The sequence below is a fragment of the Devosia sp. genome (genome assembly GCF_048261455.1).
In the GTDB taxonomy this organism is placed as follows: domain Bacteria; phylum Pseudomonadota; class Alphaproteobacteria; order Rhizobiales; family Devosiaceae; genus Devosia_A.
In genome coordinates, this window is sequence record NZ_JBLXGA010000013.1 from 65,859 (window position 1) to 83,442 (window position 17,584).

General features: G+C 64.7%; 13 protein-coding genes. 3 read left to right on the forward strand and 10 right to left on the reverse strand.

All coding sequences use genetic code 11. The features are described from left to right. Positions 1-313: 313 nt before the first annotated feature. Entirely contained in the window at positions 314-1,330 is a 1,017-nt protein-coding gene (locus ACN0TK_RS14085; RefSeq protein ID WP_417310149.1) for an ABC transporter permease, read from the reverse strand. A 10-nt stretch (positions 1,331-1,340) separates the two neighbouring features. Further along, positions 1,341-2,138: an ATP-binding cassette domain-containing protein gene (locus ACN0TK_RS14090; RefSeq protein ID WP_417310150.1), complete on the reverse strand. Its 798-nt coding sequence runs from the start codon at positions 2,136-2,138 to the stop codon at positions 1,341-1,343. A gap of 358 nt (positions 2,139-2,496) precedes the next feature. Here ACN0TK_RS14090 and ACN0TK_RS14095 point away from each other — a divergent pair, with 358 nt between their 5' ends. Further along, entirely contained in the window at positions 2,497-3,486 is a 990-nt protein-coding gene (locus tag ACN0TK_RS14095) for a substrate-binding domain-containing protein (RefSeq protein ID WP_417310151.1), read from the forward strand. Positions 3,487-3,559: 73 nt separating this feature from the next. Here ACN0TK_RS14095 and ACN0TK_RS14100 read toward each other — a convergent pair whose 3' ends face one another. The 7 genes from ACN0TK_RS14100 to ACN0TK_RS14130 all read right to left on the reverse strand — a co-directional run bounded on the left by ACN0TK_RS14100 (position 3,560) and on the right by ACN0TK_RS14130 (position 14,194). Continuing rightward, positions 3,560-5,890: a glycosyl hydrolase family 95 catalytic domain-containing protein gene (locus tag ACN0TK_RS14100; protein ID WP_417310152.1), complete on the reverse strand. Its 2,331-nt coding sequence runs from the start codon at positions 5,888-5,890 to the stop codon at positions 3,560-3,562. Beyond that, positions 5,887-7,752 (reverse strand): dipeptide ABC transporter ATP-binding protein, encoded by a 1,866-nt coding sequence (locus tag ACN0TK_RS14105; protein WP_417310153.1) that lies wholly within the window; start codon positions 7,750-7,752, stop codon positions 5,887-5,889. The genes ACN0TK_RS14100 and ACN0TK_RS14105 overlap by 4 nt, the downstream gene beginning before the upstream one ends. Beyond that, entirely contained in the window at positions 7,749-8,579 is an 831-nt protein-coding gene (locus ACN0TK_RS14110) for an ABC transporter permease (RefSeq protein ID WP_417310154.1), read from the reverse strand. The genes ACN0TK_RS14105 and ACN0TK_RS14110 overlap by 4 nt, the downstream gene beginning before the upstream one ends. A gap of 20 nt (positions 8,580-8,599) precedes the next feature. Beyond that, positions 8,600-9,568, reverse strand: coding sequence for an ABC transporter permease (locus ACN0TK_RS14115; protein ID WP_417310155.1), 969 nt, complete (start codon positions 9,566-9,568; stop codon positions 8,600-8,602). Between the two features lie 54 nt (positions 9,569-9,622). Further along, complete coding sequence (locus ACN0TK_RS14120; protein ID WP_417310156.1) at positions 9,623-11,212, reverse strand: ABC transporter substrate-binding protein; 1,590 nt, start codon at positions 11,210-11,212, stop codon at positions 9,623-9,625. 188 nt (positions 11,213-11,400) lie between these two features. After that, on the reverse strand, positions 11,401-12,312 hold the full coding sequence (locus tag ACN0TK_RS14125; RefSeq protein WP_417310157.1) for a dihydrodipicolinate synthase family protein: 912 nt from the start codon (positions 12,310-12,312) through the stop codon (positions 11,401-11,403). An 82-nt stretch (positions 12,313-12,394) separates the two neighbouring features. Then, a complete protein-coding gene (locus ACN0TK_RS14130) occupies positions 12,395-14,194 on the reverse strand; it encodes a M24 family metallopeptidase (RefSeq protein WP_417310158.1) in 1,800 nt (599 codons plus the stop codon). Between the two features lie 120 nt (positions 14,195-14,314). Between ACN0TK_RS14130 and ACN0TK_RS14135 the strand changes: the two genes are divergently transcribed. Further along, positions 14,315-15,418 carry a cis-3-hydroxy-L-proline dehydratase gene (locus tag ACN0TK_RS14135; RefSeq protein WP_417310159.1) on the forward strand — a complete coding sequence of 368 codons (1,104 nt, stop codon included), beginning with the start codon at positions 14,315-14,317 and terminating at the stop codon, positions 15,416-15,418. Between the two features lie 65 nt (positions 15,419-15,483). Next, complete coding sequence (locus ACN0TK_RS14140; protein ID WP_417310160.1) at positions 15,484-16,215, forward strand: GntR family transcriptional regulator; 732 nt, start codon at positions 15,484-15,486, stop codon at positions 16,213-16,215. A gap of 10 nt (positions 16,216-16,225) precedes the next feature. Here ACN0TK_RS14140 and ACN0TK_RS14145 read toward each other — a convergent pair whose 3' ends face one another. Next, positions 16,226-17,488 (reverse strand): MFS transporter, encoded by a 1,263-nt coding sequence (locus ACN0TK_RS14145; protein WP_417310161.1) that lies wholly within the window; start codon positions 17,486-17,488, stop codon positions 16,226-16,228. Positions 17,489-17,584 lie beyond the last annotated feature (96 nt).

Genomic DNA, 17,584 nt, shown 5'->3' on the forward strand with positions numbered 1-17,584 from the left:
ATGTTCAAAGTCTAGGCACCGCCTAATTATTAAGTCAAATGGATTTCTAAAATAGGTGACATGCGGTGCGCGGGCGGCGGAACTCCGTCGAGCTTCGCCAGGACGGCACTCTGCATATTGGGGGTAAGGCTGGCAGGCTGCGCCGCGCCGTTGATGGCGCGCGGCGAGATCAATGTCGCGCTGGCCTCAACGGCTGGTACGCAAAATCCGTCCGCGCCCTTCTGGGGTGCGGACGGGCGAGGCGTTCAAATGCGCGGCGGACCCGCTGCGCGGCAGCGCTAGAACCTGGCTTTGCGCCTGGCCGCGGCCCTTGTTATTCCCCGGTCTCGCGGTTGCGCAACCGGTCGAAGCCGACGGCGATGATGATGAATGCGCCGACGAACGTGCCCTGCCAGAAGGTCGAAATACCCAGCAGTGTCAGGGAATTGCGGATGATCTCGATGAGGATGGCCCCGACCACGGCGCCGAGCGCCGTGCCCGACCCGCCCGCCAGATTGGCTCCGCCGATGACCGTTGCCGCGATCACCGTCAACTCCAGCCCGGTGCCGAGACCGGTGGTCACCGAGCCGAGCCAGCCGGTCATCAGGAAGCCGGTGACGCCCGCGCAGAAGGCGGCGAACATGTAGACCGAGACCTTCATCGCCTTGACCGGCACGCCGGTCAGGATGGCCGCGTTCTCATTGCCGCCGATGGCATAAAGATGCCGGCCCCAACGGGTCCAGCGCAGCGCGAAGCCGGTGATCAGCGCCAGAACGATCATGATGATCAGCGGGTTGGGGATCGGCAGCCCGAACAGCGAGACCGAGCCGCCACCGATGGCGAACAGCATCGCCTGGTCCGGACCGAACTCGTAGATCAGCGCGTTGTTCGACAGCACCATGCCGATGGAGCGCGCCACCGACATCATGCCCAGGGTGACGACGAAGGCCGGCATGCCGGCGACAGCGATCAATAGCCCGTTGACCAGCCCGACGAGCAGGGACGCGCCCATGGCCGCCGGCAGAGCCAGCGCCAGCGGCAGGCCGGCATGCATGATCAGCGTTGTGACCATGGCCGAGATCAGCACCGTGGCACCGACGGACAGGTCGATGCCGCCGGTGATGATCACCGCCGTCATGCCCAGCGCCACAATGCCCACGAAGGCGAAATTACGTGTGACGTTGAACAGGTTATTGGGAGTCGCGAATGTGCTGGTCGACAGCGACATGAAAACGACGGCGAGGATAACGGCGATCAGGATCCAGAAGATCTGCCGGCTGACCAGCCAGGCGAGCGGGCCGCGATGGGTCTGTTGACCGATGACGTCCTTGAGGGTGGCATCTGCGCTCATGGGTGGTCTCCTATGCGTACTCGATGGCGCCGGTGATGAGCCCGGTCACTTCCTCGGGTGAGGACTCGGCGACCGGCTTGTCGGCGACTTTCTGGCCGCGGCGCAGCACCACCAGCCGGTCGCAGACGGCAAAAATGTCGGGCATGCGGTGGCTGATCAGGATGACGGCGATGCCCTGCTCCTTCAGCCGGTGGATCAGGGCCAGCACCTCCGCCACCTGGCGCACGCTGATGGCGGCCGTGGGTTCGTCCATCAACACGATCTTCGGATTGGACAGCCGCGTGCGGGCGATGGCGACGGCCTGGCGTTGCCCGCCCGACATGCGCCGTACGACATCGCGCGGCCGGGTCTCCGACTTGAGCTCGGAAAACAGTTCACCCGCCCGGGCATACATGCCCCGATAGTCAAGTATCTCGGGCACCAGCCAACGCCAGCCGCGCCGCCGCACATGCACCGGCTTTTCGGCCTCGGCCGGAGTGCGGGCCAGCGAGGTGAGTTCGCGGCCCAGAAAGATATTGGCCGCAGCCGTCAGATTGTCGGCCAGCGCCAGATCCTGGTAGACGATCTCGATCCCCTTGGCGCGCGCATCCTTGGGACCGTGCAATTGCACCGGCTTGTCATCAAGCCGGATTTCCCCCTCCGACGGATGGAAATTCCCGGCGATGATTTTCACAAGCGTCGTCTTGCCTGCGCCGTTGTCGCCCACCAGACCCACGACCTCGCCCGCATTGAGCGACAGCGAGATATCCCTCAGTGCGGTGATGGCCCCGTAATGCTTGGCGATATTCACCAGCTCGAGAACCGCCATTGCCTCCCCCTTTGTCGTCTTACCCGCATTTACCGCGGATTTTCTTGATTCACATCCGGAAAGCTCAATTCTGCTTTCCTCACAAAATATACGTAAGCCTTCGAACCTCACTCACACACCGAAACATCACAAACCGCCCAACTGCGAAAGGCGAGGCTCACCGCATTACATACCGTTGACTCGTTTTGCAGGTAAAGTAATATTAATTCTCAATGACGTCCTGGTGCACGCTGATGCAAGCGCGCACCAGGACAGACGGCTTGCCGGGGTCGCAGCGACGGAGTCTCAAGATACTCCGCGTTCTGCTGCACCGGTTGGGGGACCTGCGGACAGCGGGCAATGCAATCGGGAGGAAAACATGAAGACGACAATGATGATGCTCGCCAGCGCCGCGCTCGTCGCCGGCCTTGCGGGCGGCGCGGTAGCGCAGGACAAGAAGGTTCTGGCCGTCGTGGTGAAAGGCCTCGACAACCCGTTCTTCACGGTGATGGGCCAGGGCTGTGCCGATTGGAACGAGGCCAATCCGGACAGCGAATATGAGTGCCTCTACACCGGGCCGGCGCTGAGCTCGGATGAAGCTGGTGAAATCCAGATCGTCCAGGATCTGATCAACCGCGGCGTGGCCGGCATCGCGATTTCGCCGTCGAACGCACCGGCAATGGCCAACATGCTGCGCTCCGCCAACCCCTCGATGCCGATCATGACGGTCGACGCCGATCTGCTGCCGGACGACAGCGACCTGCGGTCCACCTATTTCGGCACGAACAACTACGACATGGGCGTCGGCATGGCCAATGAGCTGATGAAGCTCAAGTCCGAGGGTGGCACCGTCTGCCTGCAGCTCGGCAATGTGGCAGCCGCCAACATCAACGAACGCGCTGCCGGCTTCCGCGACACGATCGCCGGCGCCGAGGGCACCGATCGTCTGTCCGACACCAATGGCTGGACCGAGATCGAAGGCTGCCCGGTGTTCACCAACGACGACATCCCGACCGCCAACCAGCAGATGGCGGACGTCCTGACGGCCAACCCGGACCTCACCGCCTTCGTGCTCGTCGGCGGCTGGGCCCAGTTCGGTCCGCAGGCCTATTCGCAGAACACCGACCAGGTGATGGACAAGCTGAAGTCCAAGGATCTGGTGATCCTCGCCGGCGATACACTGCCGCCGCAGACCCAGGCCTTCCGTGAAGGGCGCAGCCACTTCCAGATCGGCCAGCGTCCCTATCAGATGGGCAACGAGGCTCCGGACATCCTGATCTCGCTGATCAACGGTGAAACCGTCGAGGATCCGAAGTTCACCGGTCTCGACCTCTGCACCCTGGAAGACGCCGGCATCTGCGCCGAGTAAGCCGATAAGGCCATCGAGAGTTTGGGGCGCCCGAGGGCGCCCCTTTTTTGTTATGCGCGTGGATGTGGCGGAATCATGCCGCGACCGGGCGCAACGACAGACTGTCGCCGGCTGCCGTCGCGAGCTCGGCAACATGCACCCCGCCCTGCTCAACGCTGCGCACCGTCTTGTCGCCCATTGCCACCTCGAACGGCGCCGCGTGCACCACTGTACAGTCGCGCCCATGCGTCGAACGAAGGGTCGCCGATTGCAAACCACCATCGGCCCATGTGATGTCGACTTCGAAGCCGCCGCGGGCCCGGAGGCCGCTGACCTTGCCCTCCTTCCAGGCCGCCGGCAGTGCCGGCAGCAGCGCGATCTCACCCGCCTGGGACTGCAGCAGCCCCTCGGCGATCGCCGCGGTCAGCCCAAGATTGCCGTCGATCTGGAAGACATGCACCGGATTGCTGCCCTGGGGCGGATGCATGCTGAACAGGTTCCTGTCGGTGCTTTCGCGCAGGAATTCCAGCGTGTGATGGCGCAGCTCGTCGCCGTCGCCCAGCCGGGCAAACAGCCCGGCGATCCAGGCGCGGCTCCAGCAGGGTCCGGCGCCCCCATTAGCGATGCGGAACTCCAGCGAATTGCGCGCCGCCTCTGCCAGATCCGGCGTGCCCCGCACGGTGATCTGATCGTCGGGATAGAGCCCGAAGAGGTGCGAATTGTGCCGATGGCCGGGCTCGTATTCCTCGACGTCGTCGAGCCACTCCGCGATCCGGCCATTGGGATCGATGCGGGTGGCTGGCAGACGCGGCAGCAGGGACTTGAGCTCGGCCGCGAAGGCATCGTCGACACCGAGGATACCGGCGGCTTCGATCACGCACTGATAGAGCGCGCGGGTGATCTGCACATCCATCGTATCGCTCATGCACAGCGCCAGGCGCTCGCCATCCTTGCCCTTCCAGGCATTTTCAGGGGAGATCGTCGGCCCCGCGAGGAGGCGCCCGTGCTCGTCCTCGATATGGAAATCGACGAGGAACTCGGCGGCTTCCTTGAGGATCGGATAGGCCTTTTCACGCAGGAACGCTTCGTCGGGCGCGAACAGATAGTGTTCCCACAGGTGCAGCGTCAGCCACGCGGCACCGAAGGGCCAAAGGCCGCAGAAGACATTGTCGAGCGGGGCGCAATCGGCCCAGATGTCGGTGTTGTGGTGAGCAACGAAGCCGCGGCAGCCATAGTGGACGCGCGCCACCTCGCGGCCACTGACGCGCATCCGGTCGATCAGGTCGAATAGCGCATGATGCGTTTCGGCGAGATTGGTGGTTTCCGCCGACCAGTAGTGCATCTCTTCGTTGATATTGATGGTGAATTTCGAATCCCAGGCCGGGGCGACGGTGTCGTTCCAGATTCCCTGCAGCGTCGTTGGCAGCGTGCCGGGCCGGCTGGCCGCCTGCAGCATGTAGCGGCCATAGGCGAAGACCTGAGTGATCAGGCCATCGTCCTCACCGCCGGCCTTCACCTTGTCGAGCCGCGCATCGGTGGGGAGCGCCGCGAGCTCCGCCTGGCTTTCCGGCAATTCGAGCGACAGGCTGACGCGTGAGAACAGCCGCTGGTGATCGGCGACATGGGCGGCGCGCAACTCGTCCCACGACTTGCCGGCCGCTGCATCGACCGTGGCGCGCACCTTGGCGCCATAGTCGGCATGGCGGAAATCGCTGGCGACGCCGACAATGATGGTGACGGCATCCGCGTCGGTGATCACCTGATGGTCGGTACAATCCGCCACCGAGCCGCCTTCGGTGACGACCTTGACCAGCGCCTCATAGCTCACGCCGTGTAGCCCGCAGCGGCCCTTGAGGCTCAACAGATCCGGTGACAGGCATTGCGGCACATAATTGTTGTCGTAGCGCCGCCAAAACGCGGTGCTGAGAGTCAGGGCAGCCGGCCGATCCGCCGTCAGCCGGATCACCACCACGTCGTCAGGACCGCTCGCCAAGATTCCGCGGCGATAGTGCGTACCTTCGATCGTATAGCTGACCGACGCGATGCCCGTTTCCATATCGAGCTCGCGGCGATAATCGGTGACCGCCTCGTCATACTGGCCGTCGAACAGCAGCACCAGATTGCTCAGCGTCTCGTAGGTGGTCAGCGTCGGGGGCGTGCCGAACATGGTGTTCTCACCAAGAAACTGCGCCGTGCGCACATCGCCCGACATGATCAGGCGGCGCATCTCGTCGAGGTTCTCGCGGGCGAGCGGGTTGATCCGCTCACGGGCATGCCCCGTCCACAGCGTTTCCTCGTTGAGCTGGATCCACTCCTTGCGCACCCGCCCGAACACCATGCCGCCCAGCCGTCCATTGCCGACGGGCAGCGCCGCCAGCCAGTTGATCGCCGGCTTGTCGTACCAAAGGGTCAGATCATTGCTCATGTGTTTGCCTCCTCCACCGCGTGCGACTGGCCCGGAATGGAGCCGATCAGGCGGCGCGTATATGCATGGGATGGCCTGTCCAGCACCTGGCTGACTGGCCCCTCCTCGACGATGTTGGACCGGTAGAGCACGTAGACGCGCTCGACGACCTGGCGCACCACCGCAAGATCATGGGTGATGAACAAATAGCTGAGCCCCAGCTCCTGCCGCAGCTCGCGAAACAGCGTCAAAATCTGAGCCTGCACGGACACGTCGAGCGCCGAGACCGGCTCGTCGCAGACGATCAGCTTGGGATTGACCGCCAGAGCCCGCGCGATGGCGACGCGCTGGCGCTCGCCGCCCGAAAGCGACCGCGGAAAACGCTCGGCATAGGCCTTTGGCAGCCCCACCATGTCGAGCAGTTCGGCGATGCGGGCGCTGATCCGATCGCGCGGTGCGCCGTTGACGGACAGCGTTTCACGCAGTGTGCCGCCGATGGAATGGCGCGGGTTGAGCGAAGAATAGGGATCCTGAAAGACGATCTGCGCCGTCCGGCGCAACTGCCGCCGCACCTCGGGGGACGCCGCGTCGTAGTTGGACGCGTCGAGCCCGTCGATGGTCAGCTGCCCCGAAGTGAGAGTTTCGAGCCCGGCGATGCAGCGCCCCAGCGTGGTCTTGCCCGAACCGGATTCGCCGACGAGGCCGACAGATTCATTGGCGCCGACGGTGATCGACACCTCGTTGAGCGCAATGACGTCGGGCGAACCCGCCGTGCGGGCGCCGAAGCGCTTGGTACCCTTGTCGACCGTGACCAGCGCAGCCTGCTGCGCGACTGCGGGCATCGCAGCCGTTGCATCGACCGCCAGATCGGCAGCGGCACGGCGGGCAGCGAGCTCGGGACGGATCTCGGAAATGCGGCAGCAGGCGGTTTGGCGCCGGTCGTCGATCGGTAGCAGTGCCGGCCGTGCGGCCACGCAGACCTCCTCGCGCCAGGCGCAGCGATCGGCGAAGGCGCAGCGCTCGGCAACGCTGTCAGGCGTCGGCACCGAACCCGGGATCGCCGAGAGTTCCACGGCGCGCCGGTCGATGCGCGGCTCGGACATCAGCAGCCCGAGGGCATAGGGATGCAGCGGCTCGCGGGCGAGGTCGGCGGCAGGCGCCGCCTCGAGCACCCGCCCGGAATAAAAGACGTGCACCCGGTCGCACACCGAGAACGCGACCCGCAGGTCGTGGGTGATGAGCAGGAGCGCCATGCCACGGGCCCGCTGCAGCGACGCGAGCAGTTCGAGAATTTCCGCCTGAGTCGTGACATCGAGGGCGGTCGAGGGCTCATCGGCGATGAGCAGCCGCGGGTCGGAGGCGAGCGCCGCGGCCAGCGCCACGCGCTGCCGCATTCCACCGGACAGCTGGAACGGATAGCGGCGCGCCACATCGGCGTCACGAATGCCGACCTCGGCGAGCCGGCGCACCGCTTCGTCCCAGAGTTCGGTGCGCGAGACCCCGCTGCGACGCACCTTCAGCCCCTCGACGATATGCGCACCGCAGGTCATCAGCGGGTTAAGCATGGTGAAGGGGTCCTGCATCAGCAGCGACACCGTGGGCCCACGCAACTGCGCCATGCGGCTTTCGGACATCCCGAGCACATCGTGCCCGTCGAGCGTCACAGTGCCGGTGGCGACCAGCCCACGCGGCAGCAGCCGCATCACCGACTTCGCCGTCATCGACTTGCCGGAGCCGGATTCACCGACAATGCCGACCGTCTCGCCTTCGCTGAGGCCCAGGCTGACGCCCGAGAGGATGGTGCGGCTGCCCGGCCCCTGCCCCACCGTGACGGCAAGGTCGGAGATCGACAGCAATGGGCTGGATGTCTCGGGATCACTCACTGTCCGGCATACCTGTCGTAGATCCAGTCGCCGATCAGGCTGACCGTGACAGCAAGGAGGATGATGGCCGTCGCCGGGGCCAGCGCCGCAGCCGGATTGGAGAACAGCAGCGCCTGCCCCTCGGACAGCATGGAGCCCCATTCGGGCGTCCCGAGCTCGGCGCCGAGGCCGAGAAATGCGAGGCCCGCGAGCGCCACCAGCGATCCGGCAACATTGATGGCGAACTGCGAGGCCTGCAGCGCCAGGATGTTGGGCAGGATGTGCAGGTAGAGGATACGCCAGCGCGGCACGCCGACCGCCCGGGCCGCCTCGATATAAGCGAGGTTGCGCTCCTTGAGCGCCGCGCCGCGGACGATCCGGATGTCGCCCGGCAGGTTGAGCAAGCTGAGCACCGCAATTGCGAGCCAGTAGCCGCCGCCGAGCACCGACACCAGCACGATGGCGATCAAGAGGCCCGGCATGGCGATGACGAAATCGACGACCCGCATGATGATATTGTCGGCCGTGCCACCACTATAGCCGGCATAGATGCCGATGAGGCTCGACATCACGAAGCCGAAGACGGCAACGACCAGAGGGCCGATAAGCGCGGTGCGCGCGCCGACGATCAGCCGCGCCAGGACGTCGCGGCCCAGTTCGTCGGTGCCGAGCAGATGCTCGGCCGACGGGGGCGCGGAGATGCGGTAGAGATCCTGCGCGCTGGGCGAATAGGGCACGAGCCAGCCGCCGAACAGCGCCAGTACGGCGACGACCAACACATAGGCGAGCGCCAGCCAGATGAGGATCGGCAGGCGCGGCAAGCGCAGCCTGCGACGCGTGGCGCTCATGCTTTCCCCGGTGATGCTCATCAGCGCACCGCCCGCCCAAAAGCGACCCGCGGATCGATGAGCGTATAGAGCAGGTCAATCACGAGGTTGATGAAGACGATCCAGGCGGCGACGAAGAGCACGACGCCCTGCATTACTGGAAAGTCGTTGAACTGCACCGCCGTGACCAGCAGCCGGCCCATGCCGGGCAGTCCGAACACGGTTTCGACGAAGACGGTGCCGGTCAGCAGGCCGACGAACAGCAGCCCCGCCGCCGTGAGGATGGGGATAAGCGCGTTGCGGAAGGCGTGAACTGCGAGGACCCGCCGCCAGGCGATCCCCCGCGCCCGGGCGAAGGTGACGAAATCCATGTCGAGCTGGTCGATCATTGCGGCGCGGACCATCTTGGTGACGAAGCCCAGCGGCCCGACCGAAACGATTAGGGCCGGAAGCACCAGATGCCAGGCGGTCGTCAGCGGACCGCCCTTGCCGATGCCGAACAATGGAAACCAGCCCAGCTTGTAGGCAAGGAAATAGAGCCCGGCGATCGCCATCACGAAGCTCGGGGCGCTCGACAGGAACAGCGCGATCGAGGTGATGGCGCGATCGACGCCGCTCCCACGCCGCACGGCCGCAAGGACGCCGAGGCCGGTACCGACGAAGAGGCAGATGACGACGCCGGCAAGGTTGAGCGCCAGGGTGAGCCAGATGCGCTCGCCGATCGCCGCAGCCACCGGCTGGCCGGTGAAGATCGACGTGCCCAGATTGCCCTGCAGCAGCCCGCCGAGCCAGAGCCCGTACTGAACCCAGATCGGCTCATCGAGATGGTAGCGGATCCGCATTGCCTCGATGGTCGCGGTGTCGGTCGACTTGCCGGCCAGCAGCGCGGCGATCGGACCGCCCGGAATGAGCGAGGCCAACAGGAACACCACCAGCGAGACGCCGAAGGCGAGCGGGACCAGCATGAGCAGCCGGCGCAACAGATAAAGGGCTAAGCCGCGAGCGTTCATCTCACTTACCGCATATACCCGTTCATCTCAGTCACGCCGGCCGGTCCGTTCAGACTATTCGGTTTCGATCCGGTCGACCCAGACCGACATGTCCCAGTTCGGGCGCAGCCCCTCCATGGTCCAGCCCTTCTGCAGCGCCAGCACCGACTTCTGCCAGATCAGCGAGACAAACGGGACCTGAGCGCCGGCCATTTCCTGCGCCTCGAGAATGGCGCGGGCACCGACCGCCGGATCGGTCGCGGCGAGGGCTTCGGCCAGCACCGCATCGATTTCCGGGTCCTTGAGGTTGGACGAGTTGTTGCCGTTCTTGGCCGCCTGAGCGCTGGAGAAATACTGCTCGGCCATCTGGGCCGGATCCGGAGCGTCCGGCCGGTTGCCGATGACCTGCAGGCCGAGGCCCGGCTCATGGTCGAGAATGACCTGGAAGCGCGGTCCGCCCGGCATCAGGTTGAGCGTCAGGTCGACACCGATCTCGGCCCACTGGGCCTTCACGGCCTGGGCGATATTGCCGATCAGCGAGGAATCCTCCGGCACGTTGAGCGTTACCGCAAACCCGTCCGGATACTCGGACTGCGCCAGCTCTTCCTTGGCTTTCTGGAGATCGAACGGGAAGCTCTCGATCTTGGCATAGGACGCCTCGATCTCGTCGGCCGGCAGCACGCCGTCGAAGAGGCCGGGATCATTGACCGTGGACGCGGGCACCGCGAGCCCGGCGAGCAGGCCGGAGGCAATCGCCTCCTTGTCGGTCGCGTAGTTCAGCGCCTTGCGGACATGGATGTCGTCGAACGGCGGGGTTTCGAAATCGAGCGTAAAGCCGCGCCAGATGAAGGACGGGAAGTCGATCACATTGGCCACGGCGCGCCACTGCGCCAGCGCCGTGGTGGGCACGACGAAAGTGCCGTCGATCTCCCCCTGCTGCATGGCAAGGAAGCGTGTCTGGTCGTCGGGCAGCACATTGAAGGTGACGGTGTCGAACTGCGGTGCCTCGCCCGCATAGTGCGGATTGCGCACCAGCGTCACATGCGAGTCCGCGACCCACTCGGACACCATGTAGGGGCCGGAGCCGATCGGGAAGACCTGCGGGCTGCCGTAGTTCTCGAGATTGGCCTCGACCGAGTCCTTCTTCCAGATATAGCCGCCGATGGAGGCCGGGATGAACTTCCAGGTCGAGTTCGGCTCCTTGAGCTTGACGGTGACCTTGTCACCCTCGCCGGTGATGGATTCGACCGAGCCATAGAGCGAGGCCAACTGCGAGCCGACGGCGGGGTCGAGATGCAGGTTGAGCGAATAGACGACGTCTTCGACCGTCACCGGCGTGCCGTCGGAAAACACCGCATCGTCGCCGATCGTATAGACATAGGTCAGCGGGTCGGTGGCTTCCCAAGAGGTCGCGATATCCGGCTGCATCGAGCCGTCCGCACCAGCCGTCAGCAGCTGATCCTGGATCAGCGACATGATCATCGTGTCGGGCGAATAATTGTAGGGGGCGAACAGGGCGCGGGGCGTGTCGCGAATGCCCCAGTCGAGTTCTGCGTCCTGAGCCAGCGCCGGGCTCGTCGCCGCGACGCCGAGGCCCGCCATGACGGCGAATGCCGTGCCGTGCAGCAGCGCGCGCGCGTGTCGAGATAGAATGCGATTGTACATCGATGGTCTCCCAATGAGCAGCGAGCCAGGGTTGCTGGATCGAAACGCCCCAGTGCGTCCGACCCGCCCCGGCGGTCCATCCCATCCCGGAACGTGCTCTCGCCGGGTGGACCGAAACATTGTGCACACACTGTCGACAGGATGTCCAGACAGACGTCTGCCTGTTCATCCGTGACCGTGTTTTGGCGCTAGAACCCGAAGCGGGCGAGGTCGGGACGAACCGCCAGCGCCTGCTCGACCACGCGGCGCACCTCGGCCTCCGCCGCGCCGACAAGCGGCAGGCGCGGTGCGCGGACGGCGAGCGAGGTGCCGCGGGTCATGTGTTCGACGAGCTTGATGTTCTGCACAAAGCGCACCGACACATCGAGGTGCAGCAGCGGGAAGAACCAGCGATAAAGTTCGAGCGCCTCGGCGGTCCGACCGGCCTTCGCCAGTTCGTAGATCGCGACGGTTTCGCGCGGGAAGGCGACGACGAGGCCAGCGATCCAGCCGACGCAGCCAAGCGTCAGGCTCTCCAGCGCCAGATCGTCGACACCGGTCGAGATCTGGTAGCGGTCGCCCGTCAGGTTGATGATGTCGGTGATCCGGCGCAGGTCGGCCGAGGATTCCTTGATGCCGACGAACTTCGGTTCATCGGCGAGTTCGGCCAGCATCTCCGGCGTTACGTCGACCGTGTAAGCGACGGGATTGTTGTAGACGATGAGTGGCAGACCGCTGGCATCGGCAACAGTCCGAAAATGCGTCAGCGTCTCGCGGCGATCGGCGATGTAGCGCATGGCCGGCAGCACCATGAGACCGTAGGCCCCGGCCGCTTCGGCCCGCTGCGCCACGGCACAGCAGGCGCGCGTCGAGTCTTCGGCAATCGTGAGGATGACGCTGGCCTCCGATCCGGCCGCCTCCAGCGCCGCTTCGAGGATCGCGATCTTTTCGTCGGCGACGAGTGTCGAGGCCTCGCCCAGCGAGCCGCAAACGATGATCTTGTCGACGCCACCATCGATCTGGAAGCGCACGTCGGCCTTGACGGCGGCGAGATCGACCTCCTGGTCATCGGTCATCTTGGTGGTGATGGCACTCATGATGCCGGTGAAGTTCGCTTGCATTGATCAGGCTCGTGTTGGCGCGAGAGAGTGTCCCTGCGCTATCTTGTACTCAGTTTGTCGACAGATGCAAATAGCCCTTGTGTCAAACGGCAATCGGCGCGGTCGCGGACGCCAGCCAGTCGCGCGTTTCCGGCAGTACGCGCGGCATCAGTTCCGCCCTGACTCGGGCGTGGTATTCGTCGAGAAAGGCCCGCTCGGCAGCTGTCAGTTCGGAGAGTTCTGCCATCTCCAGCAGAATCGGACACAAGGTCAGACTGCGCAGTTGCAGAAAGCCGTTCGCGACGTCCACCACTTCGACCTGGTTCTCGATACGGATGCCGAACTGACCCTCGACATAGCAGCCCGGCTCGACCGTCAGCACCTTGCCAGGTGACATCTCGAAGGGATTGGCGACCCGGGTGATGCGATGTGGCGCCTCGTGGATAGCGCCGACGTGACCGACGCCGTGGCCGGTGCCATGGTCGAAGTCGAGACCGAGGTCCCACAGCGGCTTGCGTGCGAAAGCGTCGATCTGGTGCCCGAACGTGCCGGCGGGGAAACGCAGCATCAGCGTTGCGAGCAGCCCCTTCAGCACGGCCGTATAGGCAGAGCGGAACTGCGCATCAGGCGGCGCGAGGCACATGGTCCGGGTGACGTCGGTGGTGCCGCCAAGATAGTGTCCACCGGAATCCAGCAGATAGACGCTCGACGCGGTAATCGGCGCATTGGTCTGCGGCGTGGAGACGTAGTGGCACATTGCGGCATTGGCATCGGAGGCCGAGATCGCGCGAAAGCTCGGCTGCAGGAACTGCGATGAGGCCTGCCGGAACGCGAGCACCTTCTCCTCGGCTTCGAGCTCGGTCACCGGATTGCCACTGGCAGCGCGCGCCGGGACGGTAGCCTGCAGCCAGGCCATGAAATTGCTCAGCGCCACCCCGTCCTCGATATGGCAATCGCGGAAGCCCTGCAGCTCGACCGCGTTCTTCGAGGCTTTCATCAGGGTGATCGGCGACATCTCGCGAACCACGCGCCCGCCGCCGATCTCCACAGCCAGAGCCAGCGCGGCCGGTGCGTGTTGTGGGTCGACAACCACCGCCCTGTTGGAGGCGCGGGCAGTGATCCGCTCGACAAGGGCGCCGGGCGACCGCAGGGTGACGCCATCAAGTTCGAGGCTGTCCCGGTCATTGGGGAGCTTGCGCTCGTCGACGAACCATTCGACCCCGCCGTCGCCATCGACCAGCGCAAAACTGTGCGGCGCCGTGGTGGTATCCACATCGACGCCGCGGACATTGAGCAACCAGGCGATATTGTCGGGCTGCGCCTCGACCAGCAGGTCGGCCTGCAGATCATGGAGCCGCGCGCCGATGCGCCGTCGCTTGTCTGCGCTGGTCTCCCCGGACCGCTCCGCCGGCATGGCCGAGATCGGTGCGAGTGGTGGTGGCGGCTGATCCGGCCAGATCCGGTCCACCGAATCCGCGTCGAGCGCCACCAAGGCGCCACCACCGCCGGTCAGTACGCGCGAGAGCTCTGCGTGGAGCTCACCCGGGATGAGCATGGGATTGACGCCGACCCGCAGTCCGGTCGCGCCGCTCTCGACCAGCCACCGCGCCACAGGCTGCTCGATGAGATGAGCAATCTCGAACTGGTCGAGATCCACCTGCTGTCGCACCTGCACCTGATAGCGGCCATCGACAAACATCACGGCACGGTCGGCAAGGATCAAACACATGCCGGCCGAGCCGGTGAAGCCGGTCAGAAATCGCAGCCGTTCGTCGTGCGGTGCGCAATACTCGCCCAGATGGGCGTCGTAGCGCGGCACCAAGACGGCATCGACGCCATCACCCGGAAAATTGGCGCGCAAGCTGTCGAGGCGCTCCCGGGACGGATTGGAGGGGTGAAGCATGGGACACCTTGCATCAGAGACGAAACGCAACCAAAACGGCTTGCGTCATATCCTGTCGACAAACTAAATACAACAATCAACGCCGGGACATCACCGGCTGGATGGACCGGGAGTTGCCGCGTGAAAATTACCTCGATAACCGCCTGGCAAGTCGATCTGCCGCTCAAGGAAGGCCGCTATTCCTGGTCCAACGGTAACTACATGGACGTCTTCGATAGCACCGTTGTCGCCATCGGCACCGACGAAGGCATCACCGGCTATGCCGAAAGCTGCCCGCTCGGCTCTGCCTACCTGCCCTCTTACGCGCTGGGTGTGCGCAGCGGGCTGGAGGAGCTGGCACCGCGCCTGATCGGCGAGGATCCGACCAACCTCGGCGCCATCAACCGGCTGATGGACGACAGCTTGCGTGGCCACCCCTACATCAAGGCACCGATCGACATCGCCTGCTGGGACATCCTCGGCAAGGTCACCGGGCAACCGGTCTACGCCCTGCTCGGCGGCGCGGCGCAGCAGAGCGTGGCGCTCTATCGCGCCATCTCGCAGGAGGACCCGGACGCCATGGCGGCAAAGATCGCCGGCTATCGGGCCGAGGGCTACACCAAGTTCCAGCTGAAGGTTGGCGGCGACGCCAATGAGGATATCGAGCGCATCCGCGCCTGCCGCGCCATTCTCGAGCCGACCGATATCCTCGTGGCCGACGCCAACACCGGCTGGACGCAGCACGAGGCCGCGCGCGTCGTCGGCGCGGTGCGCGACCTCGACGTCTATATCGAACAGCCCTGCATGAGCTATGACGAATGCCTGTCGGTGCGGCGGCGAACCGCCCTGCCCTTTATTCTCGACGAGGTGATCGGCGACGTCGACGGGCTGATGCACGGCTTTGCCGACGATGCCATGGACGTGATCAACCTCAAGATCTCCAAGGTCGGCGGGCTGACGAAAGCCAAGCTGATCCGCGACCTCTGTGTGGCGCGCCGCATTCCGATGACCATCGAGGACACCTGGGGCGGCGACATCGTCACCGCGACCATCGCCCATCTGGCGCGCTCCACGCCGGAAGAGTTCTGTTTTTCGGCAACCGACTTCAACTCCTATGTCACCCAACCCATCGCGTCCGGTGCGCCGGTGCGTGAGGATGGCACCATGACAGCAGCCGACCGGCCGGGTCTGGGGATCGATCCCATGTCAAATGCGCTGGGAAGCCCGGTGCTCTCGTTCGGATAAGCTTCCGCACCCGCTGAACTTCGGCTATGGGACGGCGCAGCAAAACCATGGCAGGAGCCCGGACCTTGGCCGTCAAGCAGCAGAGTACACCGGCGATTGAACCCAAGCCGGCGGGCGCCGGACGTGGCTTCGGCGTCCAGAAGGTGCACAGTGTCCTGCGCAAGGAAATCATCGAGATGACCCTCGCGCCCGGCGAGCCCCTCGATGAGACGCGGCTGTCCGAGCGCTTCCAGATGTCCCGGACGCCGGTGCGTGAAGCCCTGGTGCGGCTTGCCACCGAGGGCCTGGTCACCACCCTGCCAAACCGCAACACGATCGTATCGATGATCGAGTTCGAGAAGCTGCCGGTCTATTTCGACGCCCTCACGCTGATGTATCGGGTGACGACACGCCTCGCCGCGATGCACCGCTCGGAAAGCGATATCGAGGCCATCCGCACCCAGGCGGCGCGTTTCGACGCAGCCGTCGAGGCCGAGGATGCGCTGGAGATGATCGGCTCGAACCGCGATCTGCACGTCGCCATCGCCGAAGCCGGTGGCAATCCCTACTACACGGAATTGTTCACCCGCCTGCTCGATGCCGGACGCCGCATCCTGCGCATCTACTACAGCACCTTCAACGACCGTCTTCCGCGCCAGTATGTGAACGAGCATGCGCTGATGCTCGAGGCGATCATCTCCCGCGATGCAGAACGCGCAGATCAGTTGGCGGCAGACCACGCGGCGCAGATCATCGGCCAGATACAGGCCTTCCTGACATCCGATGTCGGGGCGCGCATCACGCTCGACCTGCGCTGAGCCCAGCCGATCAGTCGGCGGGCTCCTGCACGACCAGATCGCTGAGCTGAACCGCATCCTCGTCGCCAACGACGGCAACGGCCGCGCTGGTGCCGAGATCGAAGTGCTGCTTTTCCTCTTCCGGCAGACCTTCGCGACGGCTGAGCCGGATCGCGACGAAACCCAGCATGAGAATCTGTACGGCGCTGGTGGTCAGGAACAGTCCGTTCGGCCCATATAGCTGGATGGCAAAGCCTGCGATCAGCGGTCCAACGGTCGAGCCGAGACCATGGAGCAGGAGCAGACCAGCCGAGATTTCCACATAGTCGGAGCGCTCGGCGAAATCGAACACGTGTGCTGCGGCAATCGCATAGGTCGGAAGCAGCCCGGCACCGAGACCGAAGGCCAGCGCGAACCACAGACCCGGAATGAACGGCAAGATTGCGATCACTGTGCCAACGACCGCGCAAAACCCGCCTAGCGCAATGATCACCCAGCGTCGATCGATCGAGTCGGAAATCTTGCCTGCGGGCCACTGGACGATGGCGCCGGCCAGGACGGCCACGCTCATGAACCAGGCAGCATCCGTGATACTGCCACTCGTCTGACTCGCATAGGTTGGACCGACTGACCAGAAGGCGCCGGTGGCTATGCCGATCAGAAATGTTGCAACGGTGCCGGTCGGCGACAGCCGGAACATCCGCACCGGACGGAATCGCACATAGGTAATCGGTGGCGGCTGGCTGGACCGCGTCAGGGCGATGGGCACGGCGGCCACCGACACGAGGATCGAGGCAATGGAAAACAGCACGAAGGATGTCGGCTGCACCACAGTGACCATCATTTGCCCGAAGGTCGTGACAATGAAATTGACCGCGACATAGGTCGAGATCAGCATGCCACGGGTTTCGTTTGTCGCCTGGTCGTTCAGCCAGCTCTCGACCACGAGATATAGCCCTGCGAGGCAGAAGCCGGTGATCAGGCGGAAGGTCACCCAGATCAGCGGATCAACTGCGAGTGGATAACCGAGGGCCACCGCGGAGGCGACGGCGACCAGCGCGGCAAAGGTGCGGATATGACCGGCCCGTACGATAAGCCGGGGCGTCGCCACGCAGCCCAGAACGAAGCCGAAGAAATATCCCGAACCGAGCAGACCCAGTTGCACCGGCTCGAACCCTTCGAGGCCACCGCGAATGGGCAGCAGCATGAGCTGCAGGCCATTGCCCATGACCAGCAAACCGACACTGAGATATATCGCGACAGCGCCAAGCAGCGCCGATCGTGTCTGAGCCATTGAGCCGGATCCTCTTGCCCGAAGCGAAACGTCGGGACTGATGCCTGACCCTGCGGGCAATTGCCAGCGCTCAATGGCAGAACTGTGCCCGAAACC

What these genes read in the sequence shown, in the direction of transcription:
- ACN0TK_RS14085 (WP_417310149.1), bottom strand. Translation starts at nt 1,330, where the DNA reads ATGAGCGCAGATGCCACCCTCAAGGACGTCATCGGTCAACAGACCCAT.
- ACN0TK_RS14090 (WP_417310150.1), bottom strand. Translation starts at nt 2,138, where the DNA reads ATGGCGGTTCTCGAGCTGGTGAATATCGCCAAGCATTACGGGGCCATC.
- ACN0TK_RS14095 (WP_417310151.1), top strand. Translation starts at nt 2,497, where the DNA reads ATGAAGACGACAATGATGATGCTCGCCAGCGCCGCGCTCGTCGCCGGC.
- ACN0TK_RS14100 (WP_417310152.1), bottom strand. Translation starts at nt 5,890, where the DNA reads ATGAGCAATGATCTGACCCTTTGGTACGACAAGCCGGCGATCAACTGG.
- ACN0TK_RS14110 (WP_417310154.1), bottom strand. Translation starts at nt 8,579, where the DNA reads ATGAGCGCCACGCGTCGCAGGCTGCGCTTGCCGCGCCTGCCGATCCTC.
- ACN0TK_RS14115 (WP_417310155.1), bottom strand. Translation starts at nt 9,568, where the DNA reads ATGAACGCTCGCGGCTTAGCCCTTTATCTGTTGCGCCGGCTGCTCATG.
- ACN0TK_RS14120 (WP_417310156.1), bottom strand. Translation starts at nt 11,212, where the DNA reads ATGTACAATCGCATTCTATCTCGACACGCGCGCGCGCTGCTGCACGGC.
- ACN0TK_RS14125 (WP_417310157.1), bottom strand. Translation starts at nt 12,312, where the DNA reads ATGCAAGCGAACTTCACCGGCATCATGAGTGCCATCACCACCAAGATG.
- ACN0TK_RS14130 (WP_417310158.1), bottom strand. Translation starts at nt 14,194, where the DNA reads ATGCTTCACCCCTCCAATCCGTCCCGGGAGCGCCTCGACAGCTTGCGC.
- ACN0TK_RS14145 (WP_417310161.1), bottom strand. Translation starts at nt 17,488, where the DNA reads ATGGCTCAGACACGATCGGCGCTGCTTGGCGCTGTCGCGATATATCTC.